21 protein-coding genes are annotated in these 23555 nt (G+C 40.1%); 12 read left to right on the forward strand and 9 right to left on the reverse strand.

Features of this window, described 5'->3' with window-relative positions; translation table 11 throughout:
• Window positions 1-3: 3 nt before the first annotated feature.
• Together yihI and WSC_RS0116245 are read right to left on the reverse strand one after the other, a co-directional pair.
• Window positions 4-531 carry a Der GTPase-activating protein YihI gene (yihI, locus tag WSC_RS23140; protein ID WP_016957004.1) on the reverse strand — a complete coding sequence of 176 codons (528 nt, stop codon included), beginning with the start codon at window positions 529-531 and terminating at the stop codon, window positions 4-6.
• 663 nt (window positions 532-1194) lie between these two features.
• Window positions 1195-1815: a c-type cytochrome gene (locus tag WSC_RS0116245; protein ID WP_016957005.1), complete on the reverse strand. Its 621-nt coding sequence runs from the start codon at window positions 1813-1815 to the stop codon at window positions 1195-1197.
• Between the two features lie 325 nt (window positions 1816-2140).
• On the opposite strand from WSC_RS0116245, the gene WSC_RS0116250 reads away from it, so the two are divergent.
• Complete coding sequence (locus tag WSC_RS0116250; RefSeq protein ID WP_237716327.1) at window positions 2141-4822, forward strand: response regulator; 2682 nt, start codon at window positions 2141-2143, stop codon at window positions 4820-4822.
• 11 nt (window positions 4823-4833) lie between these two features.
• On the opposite strand, the gene WSC_RS0116255 is transcribed toward WSC_RS0116250, so the two are convergent.
• On the reverse strand, window positions 4834-5259 hold the full coding sequence (locus WSC_RS0116255; protein WP_016957007.1) for a diacylglycerol kinase: 426 nt from the start codon (window positions 5257-5259) through the stop codon (window positions 4834-4836).
• Window positions 5260-5641: 382 nt separating this feature from the next.
• On the opposite strand from WSC_RS0116255, the gene WSC_RS0116260 reads away from it, so the two are divergent.
• Together WSC_RS0116260 and WSC_RS0116265 are read left to right on the forward strand one after the other, a co-directional pair.
• Window positions 5642-6247: a YigZ family protein gene (locus tag WSC_RS0116260; RefSeq protein ID WP_016957008.1), complete on the forward strand. Its 606-nt coding sequence runs from the start codon at window positions 5642-5644 to the stop codon at window positions 6245-6247.
• Between the two features lie 13 nt (window positions 6248-6260).
• A complete protein-coding gene (locus tag WSC_RS0116265) occupies window positions 6261-7712 on the forward strand; it encodes a TrkH family potassium uptake protein (protein ID WP_026016899.1) in 1452 nt (483 codons plus the stop codon).
• Window positions 7713-7720: 8 nt separating this feature from the next.
• Here WSC_RS0116265 and trkA read toward each other — a convergent pair whose 3' ends face one another.
• The 4 genes from trkA to def are packed head-to-tail and all read right to left on the reverse strand — an operon-like array spanning window position 7721 to window position 11892.
• Window positions 7721-9106, reverse strand: a complete 1386-nt coding sequence (gene trkA, locus WSC_RS0116270) for a Trk system potassium transporter TrkA (RefSeq protein ID WP_016957010.1) — start codon at window positions 9104-9106, stop codon at window positions 7721-7723.
• Between the two features lie 30 nt (window positions 9107-9136).
• Window positions 9137-10429, reverse strand: a complete 1293-nt coding sequence (rsmB, locus tag WSC_RS0116275) for a 16S rRNA (cytosine(967)-C(5))-methyltransferase RsmB (RefSeq protein ID WP_016957011.1) — start codon at window positions 10427-10429, stop codon at window positions 9137-9139.
• A complete protein-coding gene (gene fmt / locus WSC_RS0116280) occupies window positions 10423-11364 on the reverse strand; it encodes a methionyl-tRNA formyltransferase (protein ID WP_016957012.1) in 942 nt (313 codons plus the stop codon). Before fmt ends, rsmB begins: the two co-directional genes overlap by 7 nt.
• A 12-nt stretch (window positions 11365-11376) precedes the next feature.
• Window positions 11377-11892: a peptide deformylase gene (gene def / locus WSC_RS0116285; RefSeq protein ID WP_016957013.1), complete on the reverse strand. Its 516-nt coding sequence runs from the start codon at window positions 11890-11892 to the stop codon at window positions 11377-11379.
• 126 nt (window positions 11893-12018) lie between these two features.
• Here def and WSC_RS0116290 point away from each other — a divergent pair, with 126 nt between their 5' ends.
• Genes WSC_RS0116290 through hemF form a run of 6 tightly spaced genes read left to right on the forward strand, consistent with a single transcriptional unit; the run spans window position 12019 to window position 16856 of the window.
• Complete coding sequence (locus WSC_RS0116290; protein ID WP_016957014.1) at window positions 12019-13128, forward strand: LysM peptidoglycan-binding domain-containing protein; 1110 nt, start codon at window positions 12019-12021, stop codon at window positions 13126-13128.
• Between the two features lie 15 nt (window positions 13129-13143).
• A complete protein-coding gene (gene dprA, locus WSC_RS0116295) occupies window positions 13144-14250 on the forward strand; it encodes a DNA-processing protein DprA (RefSeq protein WP_016957015.1) in 1107 nt (368 codons plus the stop codon).
• 3 nt (window positions 14251-14253) lie between these two features.
• Window positions 14254-14730 (forward strand): DUF494 family protein, encoded by a 477-nt coding sequence (locus tag WSC_RS0116300; protein WP_016957016.1) that lies wholly within the window; start codon window positions 14254-14256, stop codon window positions 14728-14730.
• A gap of 33 nt (window positions 14731-14763) precedes the next feature.
• Entirely contained in the window at window positions 14764-15321 is a 558-nt protein-coding gene (locus tag WSC_RS0116305) for a DNA topoisomerase family protein (protein ID WP_016957017.1), read from the forward strand.
• A 54-nt stretch (window positions 15322-15375) separates the two neighbouring features.
• On the forward strand, window positions 15376-15936 hold the full coding sequence (gene tsaC, locus WSC_RS0116310) for an L-threonylcarbamoyladenylate synthase type 1 TsaC (protein ID WP_016957018.1): 561 nt from the start codon (window positions 15376-15378) through the stop codon (window positions 15934-15936).
• A complete protein-coding gene (gene hemF, locus WSC_RS0116315) occupies window positions 15933-16856 on the forward strand; it encodes an oxygen-dependent coproporphyrinogen oxidase (protein WP_016957019.1) in 924 nt (307 codons plus the stop codon). The genes tsaC and hemF overlap by 4 nt, the downstream gene beginning before the upstream one ends.
• Here hemF and WSC_RS0116320 read toward each other — a convergent pair.
• A complete protein-coding gene (locus tag WSC_RS0116320; protein WP_016957020.1) occupies window positions 16853-17269 on the reverse strand; it encodes a group II truncated hemoglobin in 417 nt (138 codons plus the stop codon). The two genes, hemF and WSC_RS0116320, sit on opposite strands and share 4 nt — an antisense overlap.
• Before the next feature lie 256 nt (window positions 17270-17525).
• Between WSC_RS0116320 and WSC_RS0116325 the strand changes: the two genes are divergently transcribed.
• The 3 genes from WSC_RS0116325 (at window position 17526) to aroE (ending at window position 22714) form a co-directional block, all read left to right on the forward strand.
• On the forward strand, window positions 17526-18557 hold the full coding sequence (locus WSC_RS0116325) for an ABC transporter substrate-binding protein (RefSeq protein ID WP_237716328.1): 1032 nt from the start codon (window positions 17526-17528) through the stop codon (window positions 18555-18557).
• Window positions 18550-21816 carry a response regulator gene (locus tag WSC_RS24350; RefSeq protein ID WP_016957022.1) on the forward strand — a complete coding sequence of 1089 codons (3267 nt, stop codon included), beginning with the start codon at window positions 18550-18552 and terminating at the stop codon, window positions 21814-21816. The genes WSC_RS0116325 and WSC_RS24350 overlap by 8 nt, the downstream gene beginning before the upstream one ends.
• 91 nt (window positions 21817-21907) lie before the next feature.
• The gene (aroE, locus tag WSC_RS0116335) at window positions 21908-22714 is read left to right on the forward strand and encodes a shikimate dehydrogenase (RefSeq protein WP_016957023.1); all 807 of its coding nucleotides are present in this window, start codon (window positions 21908-21910) and stop codon (window positions 22712-22714) included.
• A gap of 83 nt (window positions 22715-22797) precedes the next feature.
• Here the strand turns inward: aroE and WSC_RS0116340 are convergent, their stop codons facing one another.
• Window positions 22798-23349 (reverse strand): gamma carbonic anhydrase family protein, encoded by a 552-nt coding sequence (locus tag WSC_RS0116340; RefSeq protein ID WP_016957024.1) that lies wholly within the window; start codon window positions 23347-23349, stop codon window positions 22798-22800.
• Between the last annotated feature and the right edge of the window lie 206 nt (window positions 23350-23555).

Below are 23555 nucleotides of genomic sequence, written 5' to 3' on the forward strand. Positions count from 1 at the left end.
AATTTACTCAAAATCATATTTACTGTTTTCAAACTCATCAAACAAAGCGTCATCGTCTTCATCTGTATCTAAACCTAATTTTTCAATTAAAAATTGGTGACGAGCCATTTTTTTGTTGAAGTAAGCTTGATCGTTTGCTGGCAAAGTTTCACCTTCATCCAACTGTGCCATTAAGTCTTGCAAACGTAAGTCGTTTTCAATTTGCTCTAACTCAGCTAACCAAGCTTCAGTTGGTTCAACTATAGGTTTATTACTGATTTGTTTAATGATTGGTTTAGTTTTAGCCGTTATTTTTTCAACTGGCTGCTGGTTAGGTGCAACCAAAGACACGGCTTTAGTGCTACCAATACGTGGATCTTTATTGCTTGTTTGGCCTGTTCGAGCTTCTTCGGCTGCTTGTGAATGACGGCTGCCTGATTTTTGCCCTTTACGCACTTGTTTTTTACGTTCTTTGGCCGACGAAGTTTTGATATTGCCACTTTTAATTTGGCCAATAGGTCCCGTTTTACGAGATTTTTTAATGCGAGTCATGGAGCAGCCCTAATGAAGACTATAAATCTAAGTTAATAAGTGGGGAATTTTATCATGTGTGCGATATGCACAAAAGTGGCAGAAAAAATAAAAGCGGCCTAGGCCGCCTAAATATTTTGAAGGTTTAATAACCTTACACATCCCGAGCGCTCAATCCATCTGAATTACAGACCTTCCCAGTCTCACATATTCCAATTGTTATTTAATGCTTCCTTGATATTATTTGAGTGAATCATTCACATTTTTGGCTAATCCGTTTAATCCTAGCCACTTGTCCATCCTAACTTTAAGTTACCATCCGTGTATGGCTCAAAATCCACTTTGTTTTTAAGATTTCCTTAACTAGTTTCCTTACCAAACGCTGTCCTGTTTTAGCAAATTGACTGTTGACGCTATGTCCTATAGCTGGGCAATACTTTAAGCTTTCATTGGTTATTTACAACCCATTAACGAGTAAAAAATGACCGATGTTTTTGGGGTTTAATAAAACCTCTTATTAAACATATAGTTATCTTTGTTGTTGATTTTATTATACGCAAATGTATTACAGGTTTTGTGGGAGATATCTCACAAGTTTGTGCTATGTATAATGAGAGATTTTGGTTACAGAAGGATTTAAAAAGTGTGACAGTTTGGTTACTGCCACACAAATATTATGTTGACTTAGTGTAAGCCACTTACATAGTGTGATAAAGCTTCGATATCTTTATCTGATAATTTTTCTGCGATAGCTTGCATAATACCGTTTAGGTCGTTGCTTCTTTGGCCATCTCGGAATGCTTTTAACTGTAATGCTGTGTAATCAGCGTGTTGGCCTGACAATGCAGGAAAACCCGCTAATGGCATGCCTGCACCTTGTGGGCCATGACAAGCTGTACATGCAGTAATACCTTTATCAGGATTACCAGCACGATATAATTTTTGTCCTTTGGCAACTAAATCTTCAGGTGTTGAGCCTGCTTTAATCGTTTGTTGTGAGAAGTATACGGCTAAGTCTTTCATATCTTGATCAGACAAAGCTGCTACCATGCCACCCATAACGGCATTGTTACGGCCACTAGTTGCACCCGCTTTAAAATCTTGTAATTGTTTGTATAGGTATTCAGCGCTTTGACCTGCAATTTTTGGATAGGTCGTGATCATGCTGTTACCGTCTGCACTGTGACAAGCAGCACATGTCGCCGACTTTGCTTTACCAGCTTCAGCATCACCGGCAATAGTCGTTGCATATGAGGTTGAGGTTAATCCAACCAACATGGCGAATGCAATTGCACTTTTTTTCATGGCTTGATTCTCGTTTAATAATTAATTTGACAAAATTTTTGCGTATTCTAACCCACAACGCAATTATTTCCGCTATTTTACACGAAAGATTGTAACTAAAAACCTTGATGTGCCATTCATTTGCTCTAGCTCAACAATTATTTGCCTTGTTTACCTATAATTACAGGTAAAAGTCTTATCATGAACTAAATTTAGTTATGTATTTAGTTCGTTTAACTTAGTTTCAGGCGTTTGTGTGCAACCATTTAATCAAGCTCAAACTAAAAATGATTGGTGCAGTTGGTCTTTTATCGGCATTTTGATTAGCTGCTCGGTAGCTATAATCTTGCTTTCGATCTGGTTAGCCCGATTTAATTTTGACAAGAATTATGACACTAAACGTGTAGAGTTTAATGAAACTCTGTCGTTTGTTAGAGCAAATTTAGAAAGTGCCCTTGCCAAAGATTTATTGGTTACTCGCAGTGTTCGTAGTTACATAGCAATTAACCCTAAGCTGAATCAGGCTGAGTTTTCCCAATTTGTAAAACAGTTATTAACCAGTGACAACCATGTTAGAAATATAGGCGCAGCAAAAGATTTAGTTATTAATTTGATTCATCCAATGAAAGGTAATGAAGCTGCACTTGGGTTAGATTACCGCAAAAATACAGCTCAAAGAGACGCAGCGCTACGAGCAATCGCTGAAAATAACGTAGTGATCGCTGGGCCATTAACTTTGGTGCAAGGTGGCATGGCCATTATTGCGCGCGAACCGGTATTTTCTGCTGAAACTGATGAATTGTGGGGGTTAGTTTCGGTTGTAATTGATATAGACAAGCTATTAACCCAAGCTGGCATTGTTAATCACACAAAACTTGATATCGCGATTCGCGGCGATTCGGCAGCAGGCAAAAATGGCAAAGTATTTTTTGGTGAGCCTGCATTGTTTGCCAAAGACGATGTTTTGGTCACGCGGGTTAATTTGCCTCATGGCCATTGGTATATTGCGGCATATCCAAAAGGTGGTTGGGGAATTAAGTTATTGCCGATTGCGCATGTGTGGAGCACTGTGGGGATTTTGTGCACGGTTACCTTCATTCTTGTTTATTTTAACAAAAGCCGTTTTCAACAAAAGCGTTATCAACGAGAGTTGTTGTTGTCAGAAAAACGCTTGCGGGCAATTTTTGAAGACAATCACACTATTATGATGTTGTTTGATTGTGAATCCGGCAAAATTCTCGAATTTAATCCTGCGGCACTGCAATATTACGGTTTTAGCGCACAAACCTTGAGGGACAAATCAATTCAACATTTTGGCAGCGCCGAGTTAGCTGACTATCTTGTCTGCTTAAATGCACCTGAGACTGCAGTGGTATTTGAACATAAGCTAGCAAACGGGCAAGTGCGCCAAGTGGAAGTGCAGCTCAGCCGTATTGAGATACCTGAAAGTGATATTGCGGTCGCTGTTGTTAAAGATGTTACCGAGCAATTGCAGTTTGCTGAAACATTACAACAAGCAAAAACTCAAGCTGAAGCTGCTAATAAAGCTAAATCACAGTTTTTAGCCAATATGTCACATGAAATTCGCACGCCGATGAATGGCATTCTAGGTTTGGCTGATTTAACGCTGCAAACCGAATTAAACTCAACCCAAGCAGCCTATTTACGCAAAATCAAATTGTCTGCAGATAACCTACTGCACGTGATTAACGATATTTTAGATTATTCAAAAATAGAGGCGGGTAAATTATCTCTGGTTTATGAAAGCTTATGTTTAGATGAGGTAGCTCAGGGGGTCGCGGCTTCTATTGGTCACTTTAATTTAAAAGAAGAAGTATTGTTACTGTTTGATTTAGGGGGCAGACCTTTACCTAAATTGTTGGGCGATTCTATTCGTTTGCATCAGGTTTTGGTGAATTTATTGTCAAATGCAATTAAGTTCACTGAAAAAGGTCATGTCATTTTGCAAGTCAGCTTAGTGGCGTCGAATAAACCGCAGCAAGTAACAGTTGAATTTAAGGTAAAAGATACTGGTATTGGTATTTCTTTAGCGCAGCAGCAAGCTTTATTTGCCGCGTTTAGCCAAGCTGATGGTTCAACGTCTCGCAAGTATGGCGGCACGGGTTTAGGTTTGGCGATTAGCCAGAATTTAGTCAAACTTATGGGTGGTGAAATAAAAATAAACAGTGAACCTGCCAATGGCAGCTCGTTTTATTTTTCGCTGGTTATGCAAATAGCTGAACAACCTAAGTCGCGACCTTTACAAGCGATTGCTGTTGCCTCGATTATTCGTGATGAAGTTGAACAAGTTATTTTCCAGCAATACGCGAGTAGTGCTTTTGCTACTCACAGAGTTTATGAATTAGCAGATGAGTTTGTTAGTTATGATTACCAATTGGTGTTTATTGATTTGTCATTTGGTATTGCGCAAATTGAAGCTTTTATTCGTCGTACTCAGCTGTCGACCGACAAAATTGTCCTGATACTTGCACAGTTAAATGCGGAGTCGACCGGTGCGTTGCACAAGCTGCAAGTGCAACAGTATCTAGTTAAACCCTATACTCTACAAAATATTCGCGAATTTGCCGCTAAGCAGCCGTTGCCGAATAATCACAACGAAGCGATACAAGCTGACAATCAATTGCTGCAGTGTAAATTATTGTTGGCCGAAGATAATGAAATTAATGCAGAAATAGCCAAAGCTTTATTAGAGCAGGTAGGTATTCAAGTGATTCATGCGCTCAATGGCAAGCAAGCGCTTGAGCTAATTGATGACAGTGTCGATATTGTCTTGATGGATATTCAAATGCCTGAGATGGATGGGATTGAAGCGACTAAAGTGATACGACAACAGTATCCTTCAGAACAATTGCCTATCATAGCTATGACAGCGCATGTAATGCCTGCTGAAGTTGAGCAATGTATTCAAGCTGGCATGAATGCACATATAGGCAAACCCTTTGAGCGCGAGCAGTTGTTTACTGTGATTAGCGAACAACTTACTGTGGCAAAAAAGTTGGCTAGTTAAGCTTGGTTGAATTAATAAAACAAAGTTAAATACAAATGTCCACCCCAGACAATTAGCGCTGTTAATAAACTTAAGGCTACAGCCGCAGAAGCCATATCTTTGGCGCGACCCGCTAATTTATGGTGTTCTAAGCCAATTCTATCTACGGTTGCTTCTATCGCTGAATTCAGCAATTCAACAATCAGTACTAAAATCAATACAGATACTAAAGCGACAAAACGACTAAGTGATTCACTGGTAAAAAATGCCACAGGAATCAGTAAAAAGACCAAAACTAACTCTTGCCTAAATGCAGCTTCGTGTTTAAACGCGGCTTTTAAACCTTTAAACGAACAACTTGCAGCTTTGATCACTCGGGCAAAACCTGCACCATTTGGTTTATGTGTGTTATTGGTTTGCTGAGAATGAGTCGTTTGATTTTCAGATGTGCTATTCATGGTGAATTTGTGTAGTTTGGTAGAGCTAAATCAATATAAATTGCGAGTATCAGAGCCATCGCAGACAGTTCAATTCAAGGCGTATCATTGCAGGAATGTAGCCACCTTTCAAATTGATACAACACAGAAGTGGACTGTCTGTGAGGCTCCTGAAAGGCTGGGCTAAAAGCCATTGATTCTGCGTTAAGTCGGCTTGACATAGAACCACTATGCCTGTGCCAACTTGCCTTGCCTAAATGGCTTGTATCTCCAGCTGATTATCGCAATTTATATTGGTTTAGCTCTAAATGACAAAGTGTAAAGAGTGTCGAATATTTATCGATAGGTTACAATAGGCAAATTATGAATTTGTTATTACAACAGCAAACAAAACTCTAGTTTTATGTCCGTTTATCCAGTGCCAGCACAGTTCCATCAAGTTGAAGAAGTGATTAAAAACAGTCGTTTTATTACGCAGGTTTTTCCTGTGCAAGATAGCAATCACGCCAAACAAATTATTCAACAACAAAAAGCTGCTTACCCAGATGCACGTCATCATTGTTCGGCTTTTGTTGCTGGCGCGCCGTCTAATTCCAATGAATATGGTTTTTCTGATGATGGTGAACCTTCAGGTACAGCTGGCAAACCTATGTTGGCGGTTTTACAAGGTTCAGGTTTAGGTGAAGTATTAGCTATATCTATCCGTTATTTTGGTGGGGTTAAACTCGGCACGGGCGGCTTAGTTAAAGCTTATGCTGGCGGGGTGAAACTTGCGCTGGAAACTTTGCCAACCATAGAAAAAGTCATTCGGCAGGAGTATCAATTAACCTGCGAATATCATCAGTTTGATCAAATCCAATATTGGTTAAAACAACATGATGGATTAATTATTGAAACAAACTATGCAGATAATGTTCGATTGTTGCTTGCACTTGATGCTACGAACAGCGAGAATTTCGCTAACAAATTAAAGGATATGCAGCTTAGCTTGCAAAAACTACAAAAGTGAACCTCAGCTAACCATGAAATATCGCGCGATAATAAGAATATTAGGCATTTTGGTCGGTATATTTAGTTTTACTATGTTGCCACCAGCGTTAGTTTCACTGATTTATAAAGACGGTGGTGGTTTAGCTTTTGTTTTAGCATTTGTTGCGAGCTTTTTAATTGGCTTGGTGATGTGGTACCCAAACCGCCAAGAAGTGAGTGAACTAAAAGCACGAGAAGGCTTTTTAATTGTTGTATTGTTTTGGACAGTACTGGGACTTGCCGGTTCATTGCCATTTGCTTTTATGAGTGCACCGTCGATTAGTATGACGGACGCTATATTTGAAAGTTTTTCTGGTTTAACCACCACTGGGGCAACCGTTTTAACCGGCCTAGATTTTTATCCGAAAGCTGTATTGTTTTACCGTCAACAACTGCAATGGTTAGGTGGTATGGGGATAATTGTTTTGGCTGTGGCGATTTTACCTATGTTAGGTGTCGGTGGTTTGCAGTTATACCGAGCGGAAACGCCTGGGCCAGTTAAAGATTCAAAAATGACCCCGCGCATTGCCGATACAGCTAAACACTTGTGGTATATCTATCTAACTTTAACTCTTGCGTGTGCCGGTGCCTATTGGGCTGCGGGCATGACTTTTTTTGATGCTATCTGTCATTCGTTTTCAACTATAGCTATAGGTGGTTTTTCTACCCATGATGCCAGCTTAGGTTATTTCGATAACCCAGTTATAAACTGGATTTGTGTGGTGTTTTTATTGATCTCTGGGGTTAACTTTGCACTGCATTATGGTGTAGTTAAAACCCGTTCAATTTTTAATTATTTTAAAGATCCTGAATTTAAAATATTTTTATTAATTCAGCTTGCACTGACTTTGTTGTGTTTCACCGTACTCTGGCAGCATCAAGTGTACGACACAGCAGAAACAGCCTTTAACCAAGCGGCATTTCAAGCTGTATCTATTAGCACAACCGCAGGTTTTGCCACTGACTCATTTGCCGATTGGCCACTGTTTTTACCTATTTTATTACTCTTCGCCAGCTTTATTGGTGGCTGCGCCGGTTCAACTGGTGGTGGTTTAAAAGTGGTGCGTGTGGTCTTGTTATATTTGCAAGGTGTGCGTGAGCTTAACCGTTTAGTTCACCCAAAAGCTGTATTCTCAATTAAGTTAGGTCGCCGCGCATTACCAGATAAAGTAGTTGATGCAATTTGGGGATTCTTCTCTGCTTATGCGTTAGTTTTTGTAATAACTATGATAAGCCTAATGGCTACGGGCATGAATGACCTAACCGCGTTCTCAGCGACCGCAGCCTGTTTAAATAACCTAGGCCCAGGTTTAGGTGAAGTGGCTGCACACTTTGGCAATATTCCTGATACCGCCAAACAGATTTTAGTGGTTGCTATGTTATTTGGCCGACTAGAGATATTTACTTTATTGGTACTGTTTACCCCGACATTTTGGCGGTCATAGTTTTTAAATTAGAAAAACAGCGCCGTTGGCTGGAAGAGTTTTTCTACTTCACTAACGTACTTTTTCTCAACTAAAAATAAAATCACATGGTCGTTTGATTCAATCACTGTGCTGTTATGCGCAATAATCACTTCGTCTTTACGCACTACAGCACCTATGGTTGTACCAGGTGGTAGTTTGATATCTTTAATTTGCCGGCCGACTACTTTTGAGGTTTCTTTATCACCATGTGCGATTGCTTCTATTGCTTCAGCAGCGCCGCGGCGTAAAGAATATACATTAACTATGTCGCCTTTACGCACATAAGTTAATAATGCTGAAATGGTTGCTTGTTGCGGTGAAATGGCGATATCAATTTCACCACCTTGGACTAAATCAACATAAGCCGTATGCTGAATTAGCACCATAGTTTTTTGCGCGCCTAAACGTTTGGCGAGCATGGCCGCCATAATATTAGCTTCGTCGTCGTTGGTAACTGCAATAAATACATCAACTTGTTCTATATGTTCTTCATTGAGTAATTCTGGATCAGCCGCATCACCACAAAAGACGATAGTGTTTTCTAAATTTTCCGATAAATGCGCGGCGCGCTCAGGGTTGCGTTCAATCAGTTTTACTTTATGCGTGCTTTCTAACTGGCGAGCTAAACCTGCACCTATATTACCACCACCAGCTATCATAATGCGTTTGTACGAAGCCTCGAGTTTTTGTAATTCGCTCATGACTGCTCGAATATGCTTGGTCGCGGCAATAAAAAATACTTCATCATCTGCTTCAATCACTGTTGTGCCGAGCGGGCGAATAGGGCGACCTTGACGATAAATTGCCGCAACACGAGTATCTACGTTTGGCATATGTTCACGTAACGCAGATAACGCATGGCCTACCAACATACCACCATAATAAGCTTTTACCGCAACTAAACTGGCTTTACCGCCAGCAAAACCCATAACTTGTAAAGCGCCTGGGTAGTCAATTAGCCGCTTAATATATTTAGTTACTAACTGCTCAGGCGAGATAATGTTATCCACCGGCATGTCGTGATCGTGGAATAACTGAGTGCGGTATTTGGTATATTGTTCTGAGCGAATACGTGCAATTTTATTTGGTGTATGGAATAGGGTATAAGCAACTTGGCAGGCGACCATATTGGTTTCGTCACTGTTAGTTACCGCGACCAATAAATCAGCATCTTCAGCGCCGGCTTTTTTCAAAACATCTGGGTGGCTTGCTTGGCCAACTATCACTTGAATGTCGAGCTTATCTTGCAATTCACGTAAACGCATTGCATCAGCATCGACTAAAGTGATGTCGTTTTTACTTTTGTGTTCGCCAACTAAGTTTTCCGCTAGTGTTGCGCCCACTTGGCCTGCGCCTAAGATAATTATTTTCATAATTGTGCTGATTTACCCTGGTTTTTGTATTTATGCTTGTTTTTTCAATACAGCGTAATAAAAGCCGTCCATGTTTTGTTGGTTTGGCAATATTTGCCAACCTGGATCAGCCGGAGTATCCGAAGCAAAAATACTTTGTAACTCTGCGTCCGATGTTTGTGCTAAAAATTGGCTGATCTGTTGTTTGTTTTCTTGCGGTAATACCGAACAAGTTGCATAGACTAAAGTGCCACCAGGTTTAAGTATTTGCCACATTTGTTTGAGTATTTTGTGCTGCAGTTGTGCAAGCTGCTGAATATCATCTTCGCGGCGTAGATATAAAATATCAGGATGACGACGAATCACGCCTGTTGCTGAGCATGGTGCATCTAATAAGATACGATCGTATAAAATACCATCCCACCATTGTTGTGGTTCACTGGCATCACCTGCAATCACATGTGCTTGTTGATTAAGCCGTTCAAGGTTTTGGTCAACACGTTCAAGTCGCTCAACTTCAATATCTAGTGCATCTACTTGAGCTTTTGGGGCTAACTCCAAAATATGCGTGGTTTTTCCACCTGGTGCGGCACAAGCATCTAATATGCGTTCACCGTCTTGTGGTTGTAATAAACGCGCGGCATTTTGCGCAGCAGCGTCTTGTACTGTGCAAGCACCATCAAAAAAGTTTGGTAGCTTATCAACGGCTATCGGAGTTTCTAATTTAATACTGTGCGGATTCTTTTTGTCGGCAACAAAATTAATTTCAGCCTGTTGTAACAGTGCATAATAACTCTGTGCATCTGCATACTGTTGCTGATTGATACGCAGCCACATAGGCGCTTGTTGCAAATTAGCCGCGATTATTTTTTTAAAGCCTTTGGGATAAGCTTGTTTTAATTGTTTGACCAACCAGTTCGGATGGGTAGCTTGCACATCTTGTGGATTATCTAAAGCTAAAGTTTCACGCACACGCTGAAACTCCCGTAATATCGCATTTATCATGTTAGTAAATGCATACAAACCCATTTGTTTGCTGGCTTCAACGGTTTCGTCTATCGCAGCATGCTCTGCTGCTTTTTCATCAAGTAATTGATAGATACCAACAGCCAATAAATAACGCAATTGATTAAGCTCTGGTTTTAACTTGGTATGGCAGAGCTGATTAATCAATCTATTCAGTTTTGGAAACTGGCGTAAACAGCCATAACAAAAATCTTGAATTTGCCCTTTTTGCGAAGCGGATAAATCTTTAGGCAATTGCGCGAGACAAGCGGTTAACGATTTTTGCTCGTCTAATACCGCATAGATAATTTGCGCACTGAGCGCGCGAGTATTTAGCACAATTGTCTTCCTTGTTGAAACCAGTCTGCACGGCCATTCAATATATCTGCAACTGCTAGTGGTTTTTTACCCGGTAATTGCAATTCGAGCAAACGTAAAATGCCATCAGAAGTTTGCACATCAATACCACTTTTATCTGCTTGCACTATTGTGCCAACAGGTAGTTGCTTATCTGAGCTTAATACTTGTGCTTTATGCACTTTAATTGCTTGGTTATTGCAGTTAAAAAATGCCATAGGCCAAGGGTTAAAAGCGCGAATGTTGCGTTCAAGCTGAGCAGCTGGTAACTGCCAATCAATCAAAGCTTCTTCTTTGCTGAGTTTTTTGGCATAACTTGCTTGGCTGTCGTCTTGGGCTTCAGCCACTGCCGTGCCAGCTTCAATTTTTTGTATACAATCAATTAAAGCTTGTGGACCTAACTCAGCTAGTTTGTTGTATAAAGTTGCCGAGGTATCTTGCTCAGCTATTTTTATCTGTGCTTTTAACAGCATATCACCTGTGTCTAGGCCAATATCCATCTGCATTATAGTCACACCAGCGTATTCATCACCTGCCCAAATTGAACGTTGAATAGGCGCGGCACCACGCCATTTAGGTAATAACGAACCATGCACATTAATGCAGCCTAATCTTGGTGTGTCTAACACGACTTGCGGTAATAACAAACCATAAGCAACCACCACCATTAAATCAGCATTTAACTCGGCAAGTTGCTGTTGTGCATTCGCGTCTTTTAACGATTCTGGCTGAAACACGGGCAGGTTATTTTCTGACGCCAGTTGTTTCACCGCTGATGCTTGCAACTTCTTTCCGCGTCCAGCAGGTCTGTCCGGTTGGGTATATACAGCAATGATTTCATGCTCAGATGACAATAATGCAGCTAAATGCTGTGCGGCAAAGTCAGGTGTGCCAGCAAAGATAATTTTTAATGACAAAACTGTACCTTTTTATTTAGCGTTTTTAGCTGCAAGTTTAGCTTCTTTCTCTAGTTTCTTTTTGATCATTTGTCGTTTTAGTGGCGACAAATAGTCAACAAACAGCTTGCCGTTTAAATGATCTAATTCATGTTGAATACAAATCGCCATTAAACCATCCGCTTTTAAACTAAACTCTTCTCCGTTTTTATCTAACGCCTTGACTGTTACTACATCAGCACGTTCAACTTTGGCGTAAACACCCGGGAAAGACAAACAGCCTTCTTCGTGAATGCGATGGCCTTGTGCTTCAACAATTTCAGGATTGATAAAAACTTTTGGGTCGTTTTGCTCTTCACTGCAATCGGCGACAAAAATTCTGTGAATAACATCTACTTGAGTGGATGCTAAACCAACACCTTGTGACTCATACATGGTTGCAACCATGTCATCACAAATTGTTTTAATTTCGTCGGTAACTTTTTCAACCGGACGAGCAACTGTGCGCAATCGCTCATCTGGGAATTTTAATACTTGATAAATCGCCATAATATTATGTAATTTTAACTACTTTTGTGTAAATTTTAAGTTATGCTGTAATGCTATACTTACTTAATAGACATTTTATAACTATTAGACGCATATTCATAATAATTCGTCACACAAGGACGCAGTATGTATAAATATTTTAAATTTAGCTTTTTATGCATGTTTATCGTGGCAACACAATCATTTGCTGATGTTTTGAAAATTCGCGACGATGCTCCGCAAGAATATGTGGTGAAAAAGGGTGATACGCTATGGGATATTTCCGCTTTATTTTTAAATTCACCATGGAAGTGGCCAAAGCTCTGGGGTATGAATCCACAAATCGAAAATCCGCATTTAATTTACCCTGGTGATTTATTGGCGCTGATTTACGATGAACAAGGTCAACCTAAGCTAGTGGTTAAAACCGCTGCAAACAACAATGTTATTAAGCTATCACCGTCTAAACGTATTCAATACAAACGCTACGAAGCTATCGCAACACTACCGTTAAATGTCATTACACCTTATTTGAATTACGAACGAACCTTGTTTGAAAACGAGTTCGACTCTGCGTCTATGGTGATTGGTGGTGAGACTAATACCAAAAATAAAGTGAAAGGTGATTTAATTTACGCAACCGGTGAGTTAGACGCTGGCAAATTGTACGGTGTTTACCGCAAAATAAGAGAGTACGATACAGGTTTCTTCTCTAGTAATGCTCAGGAACTTAAACTGACAGGTACGGCGCGGGTATTAAGTAGTGAAGATGAAGAGAAAGATCATCCTGCTCGTTTACGCCTAGTGACTAGTAAGAGTGAAGTACGTTCTGGCGATAAACTTTTGTCTTTGTTAACAGATCAATCTTTACCAGCAACTTTTACCCTGACCATTCCAGAGCAAGCAATAGATGCGAAAATTTTAACTTCCTCTAGCGGTTTATCCGAATTTAGCAAACTCGAAGTTGTAGTGATTAACTCGGGAACAAAACAAGGTCTAAAGCCGGGGCATGTTCTAGGCGTTTATCGTCAAAGCCCAGATATAATTATGGATGATGACCAACCTGTGTATACAGAAGATGCCGGTCGTTTTAGTCAGTTTTTCCACCAATTTAATCCGTTTAGTGATTATGAAATGCCTTTTGAAGCTGTCGGCAATTTAGTGGTATTTAAAACTTATAATGAATTGAGTTATGCACTGGTGACTGATACAAAAAAAGCATTGAAGTTAGGTGATATAGTCGCTTTACCAGAATAAATAGGATTACTACTCATGGATGACACTACTCGCGCTTGGCTGCGCATTAAACAACTTGGTTTGCGTTCGCGTAAATGGATGCAACAACTCACTTATAGGTCGTTAGATAAAGTTCTGGCCGATCCTGAACATAAGTTACTGAGTTATGGTTTTAAAGCACAAGACATAGCTGAGTTGAATTCAATCCCGCATGACCTGATAGAACAGCAAATAGTTTGGCAACAAAGCAATCCTGCTCATCATATTATCCATTGGCAGCATCCAGCTTATCCTGAACAACTTAAACAAATTGCTTCTGCACCTTTTGTTTTATATGCGATAGGGGATATTGAGTTACTGAAACAGCCGCAAGTCGCTTTAGTCGGCAGCCGTAATGCCTCACATTATGGTGCTGAAAATGCCTTTTGTTTTGCTAGAGATATAGCCAGCAAAGGTTTAGTTGTTACCAGTGGGTTTGCCAGTGGCATAGATGGCCAAGCACATAAAGGTGCACTAGCGGCTAATGGTAAAACCATAGCTGTGTTTGGTACTGGGGTGGATGTTATTTATCCAGCAAGGCACAAGGCGTTATACCAACAAATAGCACAAACCGGCTTAATTTTATCTGAGTTTGAGCCAGGTACTCAGCCGCGTCCAAAACACTTCCCAAGGCGTAATCGTTTAATTAGTGGTTTAAGTTTAGGTGTGCTGGTGGTTGAGGCTGCTCCGAAAAGTGGTTCTTTGATAACAGCTAAATATGCGTTAGAACAAGGGCGTGAAGTATATGCTATACCTGGCAGCATTCATGACCCACGTACCTTAGGTTGTCATCAAATCATTCAGCAAGGCGCTAAATTAGTTACCCAAACGGCCGATATATTAAATGAGTTATCCGTTTGGCATTGGTTATCTGAACCAGCAGAAATTGCAGAAAATTCGGAAAAAATGCAAAAAAGTCACAAAGAAAACTTCACAAGTAACGAATTGTTGGTTAACTTAGACTATGAGGTCACCTCTATTGATGAACTGGTGGCAAGGACTCAGCAGTCAATTGAAGTAGTGTTATCTCAACTCTTGGATCTTGAACTTCAAGGTCTTATCGCTGCTACATCGGGTGGTTACATTCGATTGAGGAGGGAATAAATTATGTTTGATATCCTCATGTACTTGTTTGAGAACTATATTCATAGTGAAACTGAAGTGTTTGTAGATCACGATCAGTTAACTGATGAATTGATCAAAGCAGGTTTTGAAGTCGATGAGATTTATAAAGCACTCGACTGGCTTGAAAAGCTAGCTGATTTGCAAAACTCAGACACAATTCCTTACTTAACTAAAAATTCACCATGTTCTTCGGTGCGTATTTACACTGAAGAAGAAGTCATGCGCTTGGATGCAGAGAGTCGCGGATTTATTTTGTTCTTAGAACAAATTAATGTGTTAGACACTGAAACGCGTGAAATGGTGATTGATAGAGTAATGGCATTAGAAACACCTGAATTTATGTTAGACGACCTTAAATGGGTTGTGTTGATGGTGTTGTTCAACGTGCCAGGGCATGAAAATGCTTATACTCAAATGGAAGAATTGGTGTTCGAAGAACCCGATGGTCCATTACACTAATTAATTACCCTATGGAGCACCTTCTGGGCAGCAATGACTAAAGATTCACAGTTATTCGAACATATCGCGAACAAGCGTGAATCCTGTCCGGAATGTGGCGAAGCTCTGGTATTTCGCAATGGTAAAGCTGGACCTTTTTTAGGTTGTAGTGCTTATCCTAAATGTGATTACACCAAAGCTTTGCATCCAGAACATGATCCTGATCTGGATCGGCTTATTCCTGACTCTCAGTGTCCCGAATGCTCAAAACCGCTTGCGGTTAAACATGGGCGATTTGGCATCTTTATTGGTTGCTCAGGTTTTCCTGACTGTCACTTTATCGAAAAGAAAGATGGCCAAGAGGATAACGACACACAAATTGATTGCCCTAAATGTCAAAAAGGTCATTTACTGAAAAAACAAAATCGTTTTGGTAAAACCTTTTATCCCTGCTCTGCATACCCTAAATGTGATTACGCGGTGAACTTACCGCCGGTTAAACAAAGCTGCGAAGCTTGCGGCTGGCCTGTTATGTTGCAAAAACATTTACGTGGTAAAGACGTGCTTGTCTGCCCACAGAAAAAATGCGGTCATAAGGTTAGCTTAAGCTGAATTTAATCAGTTAATCAGTATAATGAGCTATCTTCAATTTAGCTTTGTATTGCAATGACTGATAAACAAATCCTTTCTGAAATTGAAATAGTCCATCAAGGTGGGGTGATTGCTTACCCGACAGAATCTTGTTTTGGTTTAGGTTGTGATCCTAACAATGAGCAAGCTGTACTGAAAATATTAGAATTGAAACAGCGAGATATTAATAAAGGACTTATTTTAATCGCCAGCGACTATTCGCAGTTATTGCCATTTGTCGATGATGCTAAAATTCCACAAGACAAACGCTATAGTGCTTTTTCCCATTGGCCTGGGCCATTCACTTTATTATTGCCAGCTAAAAGCGCAACACCCAAATGTTTAACCGGTAAGTTTGATACTATTGCGGTACGGGTTACTGCACATGAAGGTGCGCGCGATTTATGCCGTCGTTTAGGGCACGCGTTGGTTTCAACCAGTGCTAACTTAGCAGGTGAAGAATCACTTAAGTCGGCTGCTGAGGTTGCGCAAGTATTTGCTGATAAAGTCGATTTTATCGTGCAAGGTGAAATTGGTGGTGCAACTAATCCAAGTACAATTATTAACCCAATAACAGGCAAGGTATTTCGCGGATGATGCAAATAGATATACAAACCGTTATTCAATATTTCCAGTCATTACAAGATCAAATTTGCCGAGCTCTAGAACAAGCAGATGGCCAAGGTAAATTTATTGAGGACAACTGGCAGCGTGAAGAAGGTGGCGGTGGTCGCACTCGTGTATTAACTGATGGCGCAGTAATAGAACAAGGTGGGGTTAACTTTTCTTATGTAAGTGGTGAGGCTATGCCTGCAGCCGCAACAGCACATAGACCTGAATTAAAAGGTCGTCGTTGGCAAGCTTGTGGTGTTTCTTTAGTTATTCATCCAAAAAATCCACATATTCCAACTTCGCATGCGAATGTTCGCTTTTTCATTGCGGAAAAAGACGGTGCTGAGCCAGTTTGGTGGTTTGGTGGTGGTTTTGATTTAACCCCTTTTTATCCAGTTGAAGAAGACGTAGTCCATTGGCATCAAACCGCATTTGATTTATGCAAACCTTTTGGTGATGAGGTTTACCCTAAATACAAAAAATGGTGTGACGAATATTTTTATTTAAAACACAGAGATGAAACCCGTGGTGTGGGGGGATTGTTTTTTGATGATTTAAATCATTGGCCGTTTGAAAAGTGTTTTGATTTTGTCAAAGCTGTTGGCCAAGGTTTTATTGATGCGTACGTGCCGATTATCGACAAACGCAAAGATGTTGGATACACAGAAGCACAGCGCCAATTCCAATTATATCGCCGTGGCCGTTATGTCGAATTTAATCTAGTGTTTGATCGCGGTACTTTATTCGGGTTACAAACAGGTGGGCGTACAGAATCAATTTTAATGTCGATGCCGCCGCTTGCTCGTTGGCAGTATAACTACCAACCGCATGCAGCTAGCGCTGAAGCCCTGTTATATCAAAGGTATCTTAAACCACAGAATTGGCTAGGTTTAACACAAGCTTAATCCGTGTTGATCATATGCGTTGCTAGTTGGTAAAAGCTTGCTTGTAACTGGCGGCGCATTAATTTATCTGTCACCACTTCTTCTAACGCTTGATTCATACATAACATCCACAAATCTCTTTGGTGTGCGGTAATTTTAAAAGGCAGATGACGCGCGCGTAATCTTGGATGACCATACTTTTGTTCAAACAACCCTGGGCCACCTAACCAACCGGACAAAAACTCAAAAAACCTTTGCCTAATGCTGTCCATTGGCTGCGGGTGGATAGCCAATAAGTCTTTAGCATGTGGGTCAGTTTGCATAAAATCGTAAAAACGATTGGCTAACAAACGTGTGCCTTCTTCTCCGCCTACGGCTTGATAAGGTGTTTGAGGTTTTGTTGGCTCAGAAATTTTTAATAGCTTTTTCAGCATTAACAGCTCACCTTCAAATGCAAAGCTGGTATTTTAACCCAAATTGCTGAGTCGAAGAAAAAGAAATTATCTAGCGCATAAAATATCAATTTTGTTCTATGCTTAAATTTATCTACAAAACGATAAAATGGCGCTGCAAACCTTGGCTATATGGGATGTCTTTGTCAGATTTAAATTGAAAAATCTCTGTGGGCTAATCATTTGGTTAGCTTGTGTCTTCACGTGTATAGCCATTCAAAACCTGCATGCTGTTCAGTTGGAAAGGCAATCCCAAGCAAAACAAAGTATAACCGCATTATATATACCACTCGCTGATCATTATGCTGCGCTAGTTGCATACGAAAAATATCGTGAGCAGATGCTATATGCAGATTTCCATATTAAACAGATGCAAAGTTGGGATTTATTACGCGCTTATTTTCAGTCTGAATACGCGGATATGGCATTTGTCATGAGTCCACTCGCTATGGATATGTTCTTGGAAAAAGAGAACTTTCGTTGGATAGGATTGATGCATCGTGACGGCAATGCATTAGCAATTAACGAGGCGATTAAACAAAAAGTTAAATTAGCTAACGAGCGCCAATATCGAAAACCAACAGCTGAATTAGCTTTAGCCATCAAACAGTTATCTTATAAACAAATTCGACCGTTAGAAATAGCCGTACCCCATATAAAATCAACCCACACTGTTGTCTTGTACAAGTTTCTCTCCCAACACAATGTGAGGTTAGGCTTTGACAACCAAAAAAACGTAGATGTCAGGATTATAGATGTTGCGCCGACCAATGCACCATTACATATAAAATCACAAAGCAATCGGGGTATAGCTGCGGCGTTTGAGCAATCTTTGCCATGGGCTGATGTGGTCGAAACAGGAGGTTTTGGTTATGTAGCTTGGTACTCAAAAGATGTATTAACTTGGCCACAAGGACATGTTGAATGTATTACCCTAGTTAAAGACGACTCTGTGTTGCACAAAACTAAAGCTGTTCGTGAAGTAAACCGTTTCTTACGTAAAGCCGGCGCAGACATTGAAGCTGCTAGAGCAATTGGTGGTCCTGAGCTTGAGCAAATCGTTGCGATTATTCGCAAACATATACCAGCACATAATAGAGCGGCAATTATTGCTAGTTTATCACCTCACCTCAATGTGATTAATTATCACGATTTACATATTGATAAGGCGGGTTTGGAAATGATTATGACCTACTCTGTGCGCGCAGGCATTCTAGCAAAACCTATCAATATTGAAGAATTTGCCCTAGAAGAGGGTGAATATGAATAGAGCATTATCAAATAGGCGGCAAAAAAAATACGCCAAACTGAGCCATAGGTTGGTGGTACTTATTATTACACTGACGGTTATTCCAATTTTATTTGTTTCATTTATTGGTTATCAACAAGCAAAGCAGGGGTTAGCAGAGCAAGCTAAAGATAAACTCAAACAGACGTCTAAGTTAACGGTCAATTTTATTAATAATTGGTTTGATTATCGCTTGATGGATATTTCTAGCCAAGCTAGATTGCCACATTATACTAATTTGCTTCAGCAACTAACTTCTGCGCTTGAACAAAGTAATTTGCCATCGACATCTTTTGTCAAAAGTTATGCTTGGGCGCAGATCGTCCATCAATATCAAACACCCATTAAACAGTATTTTAATGATTACGACTATATTGATGACCTTTATCTAATTGATCAGTCGGGCACAATATTGTTTAGTGTTTTGAAAGATAAAGATTTTGGCAGTAATTTATTTACGGATGAGTACGCCGGTAGTGCATTTGCACATATAACTGAACAAACCCTATCATCTGGAGAAACTCTGTTCTCGGATTTTGAAATTTATCCGACCAAAAAACGCGGTAACTATCCTGTTTCAGGTTTTTTGACTGCGGCATTACTAACGCCCGACGGGCAACGAATAGGTGTTCTTGCATTAAAAATTTCGTTGGAGCGAATTCTTAATTTGATCGAAGACTTATTAGATCAAAGTTTAATTATGAATCAGTTTTTGGTTGATACAGACGGATACCTCAGAACGCCGCAGCAAAAAGGACAGTGGCATAGAGTATTTACCCAAGCGATTAATTTTACCGTGTTGATCGACGGTTATGATTTAGAGACTGATTTATATAACTATGTGAATAGCCAAGGGATAGAGGTCATTGCTTCAGTGCATGATGTTGAAGTGAAAAATATCCGCTGGAAGTTAATTGGTGAAGTATCGACTGAACAAGTATTTGCACGTGCTACTGAGATTGGCATTATTACTGTCAGTTTCGTCGTTGTTACCTGTGCTACCGTATTGTTTTTGGTAATGTATCAAAGCAAAAAAATTACTTTACCTTTGGTTGAATTAACTCAGACAGCAAGCAAAGTTGCGATGGGTGAAGAAAATGTCCAGGTGAGCATTTCAACTGGGGATGAAATAGAACAATTGGCTGATACTTTTAATTTTATGTTGAGCCAAAAACAGCAACATCAAAGCAATATAGTTGAAAAATCGAACCAGCTGGCTTTAGTTGTAGAAAGCGCACAAGTTGGAGTGTGGGATTGGGATGTGATGTCTGGTGCTATTGCGGTCAATCAAAAGTGGGCCGAAATGGTTGGTATAGATGAACAGACAGTCGCAGATTATACCTTACAATCTTGGTTAGAATGTCTCCACCCAGAAGATAGATACAAGGTTTTTAGAGCTTTTTCACTACATAGACAGAATAAAACTGACAGGTATCAATGTGAATTTCGTTTTCGCCATGGCAGAGGCCATTGGATCTGGCTGCACGCAACTGGGCTGATCGTTCAAAGCTCGATAGATAATATGCCGGTACGAGTGTTGGGTACGCATTTGGATATTAGCCAACGCAAGAAGGTCGAGCGAGATCTGATTAGAGCTAAAGAGCAAGCTGAACAGGCAGTTAAAGCAAAAAGTGAGTTTTTGGCTAGCATGAGCCATGAAATACGCACGCCAATGAATGGGGTTTTGGGTATGCTCGGGTTGGTTGTTGATTCAGAGCTAACGCCAGAACAAAAGCAGAGAGTTAAAATTGCTTATACCAGTGCTAGGTCATTATTGACGCTAATTAATGGCATTTTAGACTTTTCAACAGTGGATGCTGGAAAACTCGAACTAGAATTGCTCGATTTTAATTTGCCCATCATGCTGGGAGAGTTGTCTGAGACAATGGCGTTTCAAGCAAACGCTAAAGGCCTTGAGATTATTTTGGATTTGCGTGGGATCAAGGTAAACAACGTCAAAGGTGATCCTAGGCGAATTCGCCAAGTTTTGATTAATTTAGTTGGTAACGCAATTAAGTTTACCGAGCAGGGTAAGGTTGTGATCAAAGCTGAATTACAAGATAGCAGTGTTGGCAGAGATAAATGGCTAAAACTGGTTTGCGCAGTTTCAGATACTGGGATTGGTATTCCCGTCGAAAAACAAACCTCATTGTTCACGCCTTTTCATCAAGTAGATGGCTCAACAACACGTAAGTATGGTGGTACGGGTCTCGGACTAGCTATTTGCCGCAAACTAGTAGAATTAATGCAAGGACATATTGAAGTGCACAGTGTTGTGAACGAAGGCAGCACATTTACCTTTGATGTTTTACTGCAAAAAAGCAATTTAGCCGCGGCAGTTATACCCAATACCGATGTTTCAAATTTACATGTATTGGTGGTTGACGATAACCATACGAATTTAGATGTTTTTCGCAGTCAATTGGGTTGTTGGGGCATAAAAATATCTGAAGCATATAGCGGTCAGCAGGCATTAGATATATGTAAATTAGCTGGAGGCTCTAAGCCATTTGATCTGGCTTTTTTAGATATGCAAATGCCCGTTATGGATGGGCTCGAGCTCGCAAGCAAATTAAAATCTGATCCAAAAACAAAAGATATCCCGTTAATTATGATGACATCGGCTGGCCAACATGGCGATATTCGTTATATTGCTGATGCAGGATTTATCGGCTATTTCTCTAAACCAACTACAGCAACAGATTTACTTGCGGCAATTTCTATTGTCGCGCATGGAGGAGACGTATTAGACCAAGCTCGGCCGTTAATTACCCATGAATATATTCAAACTTTAGTTAAATCAAGCCAAACTGGAGAGGAAGGAGAGCAACTTCAACAAACATATGTTTGGGCGGCAGAAACCAAAATTTTGCTGGTGGAAGATAACTTAATTAATCAAGCTGTCGCAGAAGCAATGTTAGGCAAGCTACAATTGAAAATAGATATTGCAGCAAATGGGATAGAGGCACTTGAATTACTAAATCATGCGGCAATTGAAAGCCCGTATACTTGTGTATTAATGGACTGCCAAATGCCAGAAATGGATGGTTATCAAACCACTGAAAGTATTCGTCGAGGGGATGCTGGTATTCAACATAAGCAAGTTATTATTATTGCGATGACAGCAAATGCAATGGAGGGGGATAGAGAAAAATGTTTGGCGTCAGGCATGGATGACTATATTGCAAAACCAATAGATCCGGTTATTTTGGAAAATAAATTACGAAAATGGTTAATTTGACCCAAATGGTTGAATTGCAAGATGCAACTTCAAGTAACTGGTTTATATCGCTATACTAGCCGACAAATTTTGATTAATTCCTAAGTTAGTTATGGACAAATACGCTGTATTCGGTAACCCCATTGCCCAAAGTAAATCACCAGTTATTCATCAAGCTTTTGCCAAACAAACCAAGCAAGCTTTGACTTATGGAGCTATTTTAGCGCCTGTTGATGGTTTTAATCAGGCATTGGATGAGTTTTTAGCTGCTGGTGGTAAAGGTTGTAATGTGACCGCGCCATTTAAACAAGATGCGTTTAATCGAGCTGATGTATTAACTGAAGGCGCAAAATTGGCCGAAGCTGTAAATACCTTGATGTTATTGCCAGATGGCAAGCTGCTTGGGGATACGACCGATGGTGCTGGGTTTGTCGGTGATTTGTTAGATCACCAGGTCAAACTTGCAGGTGCACGTATTCTACTAATCGGCGCGGGTGGCGCCGCGAGTGGTGTCATTAAAAATCTATTAGAAGAAAATCCACTAGAGTTAATTATCTGTAATCGCACCTTTAGTAAAGCGCAAACTTTAGCTGACAGATATAAAGCTTTCGGAAACATTCAGGCGGTTGAGATTGATAAATTAGATGGTGACTTTGATTTAGTGATTAATTCTACTTCGGCAGGGTTAACTCAGCAGTTACCGCCAGTACCAACCAGCATATTTTCGCCAGATACAATCGTTTACGACATGGTTTATTCAGATAAGATGACAGCGTTTAATCTGTGGGCTACAGAAAACGGTGTTAAACAAACCATTGATGGCATTGGCATGTTAGTTGGACAAGCTGCCGTGAGCTTTAATATTTGGCGAGACATTAAGCCAGATACTTCAGCTGTTATTCAATTATTAAAAGGCTAGATGACTCACAATTAAACTTCGAATAAACCCAATCTAAGAGCGGATTGGGTTTATTGAAGGTACTGGAGTGGCTTAAAACTAGCTTAAAGCTCCTTGGGTAATTGCTGCGCTAGATATTGATCTTTGAGTTCTACATAGTTGATCGCTGATTGTTTTAAAAATGCGATTTCACCATCAGTTAGTTTTCTTTTTTGTTGCGCAGGGCAGCCAACATATAAATAGCCTGAAACCAATTTTTTCCCTGGTGGAACTAAACTGCCTGCACCCAGCATGACATCGTCATCAATAATCGCGCCGTCTAATACAATTGCGCCCATACCAATTAACACCCTGTTACCTATATAACATCCGTGCAGCATAGCTTTGTGCCCGACAGTTACATCGTCACCTATAATAAGTGGGAAACCTTGTGGATTATTTGTGCTATAGCGAGTTACATGTAAAACCGAACCGTCTTGCACATTGCTTCTTTGACCTATCTTAATATAGTTAACGTCACCACGTGCGGCGACTAACGGCCAAATACTCGAATCTTGGTCTATGGTAATGTCACCAACCAATACACTACTATCATCTACATAAGCGTTATCGGCGATTGTTGGGTTTATCTTATTATATGGACGTACCTGTTTCATTATTTGACCTGTTTGTAACTTATTTAGCAACGGAATAAAACAATACTAGCTCAAATTAGTCAGCAAAAAACATATTTTATGCCAGCGTTGATTATGCTTAGGATTAATTAAATAGATTTTAATAAAGCTTTTATCGGTATTTTCCCTAATATAAGTACTAAAAATAGCCGTTTCGTACGTTATTTAGCCGAACAGTCAAAAAACTT

It is taken from the genome of Catenovulum agarivorans YM01, assembly GCF_000281085.1.
Taxonomy (GTDB): domain Bacteria; phylum Pseudomonadota; class Gammaproteobacteria; order Enterobacterales; family Alteromonadaceae; genus Catenovulum; species Catenovulum agarivorans.